Consider the following 3,245-nt stretch of genomic DNA (forward strand, 5'->3'; position numbering starts at 1 on the left):
CCACCTTCCCCCTTCGCACCCCCCGGTCGACCCGCAGCACCACGGTGAGCTTCCGCCCCGTGGTGTGGTCGGCGTGCGCCTGACCTCGGTGGATCCGTCTTCCCGGCAGCACCGTCCCGTCCGCCTGCCGCGCCAGCGGCCGGCCCGGCACGTCGTCATACCCCCGACGACGTGACCCAACCGTGGAGGATCACGTGAAAGACCGCTTCAAGCAGCAGTTGACGCGCGCGGTGTCGCGTCGCCCGTACCAGGTCGCGGCTGTTTCGGCCGCCGTGCTCGCCGTCACCTCGGCCACCGGGGTGTTGCTGACCCGCACCGACGAGCCCACCCGGGGTGACCTGACGGTGGCCGCCGTGACCGAGCGGAACGACTCGGGCGCCGGTGCGGGCTCCCGGGCGGTCCGCCCGGCGACGACCACCGCCCCGTCGGCGGTCCCGTCGACGGCGGCCCCGAGCGCGGGCACCCCGACGGGTACCCCGTCCGCCGTCGCCAAGCCGGTGCGGAAGGTCGCGGTGCAGGCCACGACCGCCAAGCCGAAGCCGCCCGCGAAGAAGGTGCTCGACGTCGACTACCAGGCCCAGACGACCTACTACTACTGCGGCCCGGCGGCGGTGCGCAACGCCCTGACGGTACGGGGCATCGAACGCAGCCAGGACGCGCTGGCCGGCCCGCTCAACACCGACGAGGGCGGCACCGACTCCGCGTACGACACCACCCGGGTGCTCAACGACGTGACCGGTACCGACTTCTACCGCACCCGGCTGATCCCCGGCGGCTCCGCCACCGAGGCCCAGATGGACCAGCTCCGCGCCGACGTGGTCCGGGCGGTCAGCACCGGGTACGCCGTGGTCGCCAACGTGGCCGGTTCGGTGACCGACACCGAGGGCGGCTGGCACTCCTTCCCCGGCGGGCACTACATCGCGGTGGTCGGCTATGCCGACGACGGCCGTAGCGTGCGGATCGCCGACTCCGCCGACCCGGCCACCGCGTCGTACTGGCTGGAGACCACCGTCCTGGCCAACTGGATCGCGACCCGGGGCTACTCCGCCTGACGGACCGTCCCGCAGCAGTACCGGCAGGTATACCGGCGGTTCTCCTCCCCGCGCCGCCGCCACCGGGCGCCGACCCGACAGGGTCGGCGCCCGGTGCGCGTGCGGGGTGGGCCCTGCGGTGGTTCCGGTGTGCCCGGGGCCGGTGGCAGACTGCTCGACATGGCCGACCCGGAAACCACCCCGACCGGCGGGCCCCGGACGCCCCGCCTGGTGCTGCTGCACGGCATGGGGGGTACCGGCGCCGTCTGGCACCGCTGGCGTCCGCTGCTCGACCGGTACTGGCCGGAGCGCTGGCTCGCACCCGACCTGGCCGGTCACGGTACGGCGGCACCCCTGCCCGGGTACTCCTTCACCGCGCTGGCCGACCGGGTCGCCGACCTGCTCGACCCCGCCGAGCCGGTCGTGGTCCTCGGGCACTCCCTCGGCGGTGTGGTGGGGCTGACCCTCGCCGCCCGCCCCGGCGGACCGCCCGTCGACCGGGTCGTCGGGCTGGGCATCAAGACCGTCTGGACCTCGGACGACCTGGCCCGCGCCGGTGCGCTCGCCCGACGGCCGGTGACCTGGTTCGCCTCCCGGGACGAGGCCGCCGACCGGTACCTGAAGGTGGCCGGCCTGGCCGGGCTGCTCGATCCGGCGGATCCGGCGGTCGACCCGGGCCTGGTCGAGCAGGACGGCCGGTGGCGGCTCGCCATGGACCCGGCCGCGTTCGGTGTCGGGGCGCCCGACCTGACCGGTCTGCTCGGGGCCGTCCGGTGCCCGGTGACCCTGGCCCGGGGCGAGCACGACCCGATGGTCACCGACGCCCACCTCGCCGGGTACGGCGTACCGGTGGTCACCCTGCCCGGACTGGGGCACAGCGCGCACGTCGAAGACCCGTCGACGGTGTTCCGGGAGCTGCTCCCACCAGGGTGAACCGGCGGCGCCAAGCGTTCGCCTAGTGGCCGCCAAGCGCCCACCGCCAGCCTTGTCCCCAGCAACCACGCGATCGGGGGTCGCCCGTCGACCCGTACGCCGATCGCTGTCAGGGACAGGGAGACGGGAATGCGATTTACTCTGAGGGCCGGGTTCGGTGGGGCGGCTGTCGCGCTCGCGGTGCTGGCTTCGGTCGGGATCAGCGGGGTGACGCCGGCCTCGGCCGCCCCGGCCGGGTGGCAGAAGCTCTCCGCCATTTCCGCGTCGAACAGCGTCGGGGTCAAGCCGTTGACCCTGACCTGTCCGATCGGCAAGGTCGTCACCGGTGGGGAGGCCTGGCTGACCGCCTCGCTCGATGCGGTCGGCCGGGTCGGGTTGGAGCAGTTCGCCCCGTCCGCCGACGGCAGGACCTGGACCGTGGTCATGCGTGAGACCGGTACGACGGACTTCACCGGCAACTGGCAGATCAGTGCGAGCGCCTTCTGCGTCACCACGCCCTCGGGATACGAGGTGGTCTCGGCGGACAGGACCGGGTGGAACGACTACCACCGGATCTCGAAGACCGTCAGCTGCACGGGCACCAAGAAGCTCCTCGGTTCCGGCGCGATGGTCTACAACACCGACGGGGCATTCATCCTGGACCTGGTGGAGCCGGGCTTCAACGACGCGGCCGAGGTTCCCTTCTACACCTACGCGCGGGCGCGGACCCTGGACCAGGCCAAGGCCGCGCACGGTCTGGAGGCGCTGCGGGCCTTCGCGATCTGCGCCAACAAGCCGGCCGCCCTCGAACGGATCCGGAACGGGTCCGACCTGGTGAGCTCCTCGACGCGGAATGTGACGCTGGGCTGTCCGGCCGGCAAGGAACCGTACAGCGTCGGCGCCGGCATCGAGGTGTCGAGCATCCACGAGAACAGCCGGGCGCAAGTGCTGATCTCCGGGCTGCGGTCGTCGAACACCTGGGCCCACGAGGACCCCGACGGCTACGTCGAGAACTGGCGGCTCAGCGGGACGGTGATCTGCGGCTGATCAGTCGCCGCTGATCCGTTCCCCGGGGGTGCCGTGCGCCGCACGGCACCCCCGCTGTCGTGCCCGCAGGGTGTCGGAGGATCGGCGCAGCGTCCGGGACCGGCGCACACGATGGCCCGCTGGAGCCTGTCGAGCTGCTGGCGTATCCGGAGCGCTCCGAGCACGCCAGCAGCTCGACAGCGAGTAGCCAGGTGCCCGGTAGCCCGGTGCACCCCGGGCGACGGCCCGGGGGCGGCGTGGGCGGTGGTGTGGGGC

3 protein-coding genes are annotated in these 3,245 nt (G+C 73.2%); all 3 read left to right on the plus strand.

Features of this window, described 5'->3' with window-relative positions; translation table 11 throughout:
- Nucleotides 1-182 precede the first annotated feature (182 nt).
- The 3 genes from GSF22_RS32235 to GSF22_RS32245 all read left to right on the plus strand — a co-directional run bounded on the left by GSF22_RS32235 (nt 183) and on the right by GSF22_RS32245 (nt 2,990).
- Nucleotides 183-1,052, plus strand: a complete 870-nt coding sequence (locus tag GSF22_RS32235; RefSeq protein WP_208817688.1) for a C39 family peptidase — start codon at nt 183-185, stop codon at nt 1,050-1,052.
- 159 nt (nt 1,053-1,211) lie between these two features.
- Nucleotides 1,212-1,964: an alpha/beta fold hydrolase gene (locus GSF22_RS32240; RefSeq protein ID WP_208817689.1), complete on the plus strand. Its 753-nt coding sequence runs from the start codon at nt 1,212-1,214 to the stop codon at nt 1,962-1,964.
- 129 nt (nt 1,965-2,093) lie between these two features.
- Nucleotides 2,094-2,990, plus strand: coding sequence for a hypothetical protein (locus tag GSF22_RS32245; protein WP_208817690.1), 897 nt, complete (start codon nt 2,094-2,096; stop codon nt 2,988-2,990).
- Nucleotides 2,991-3,245: the final 255 nt, after the last annotated feature.

The organism is Micromonospora echinofusca, from assembly GCF_017614955.1.
Lineage (GTDB): Bacteria > Actinomycetota > Actinomycetes > Mycobacteriales > Micromonosporaceae > Micromonospora > Micromonospora echinofusca_A.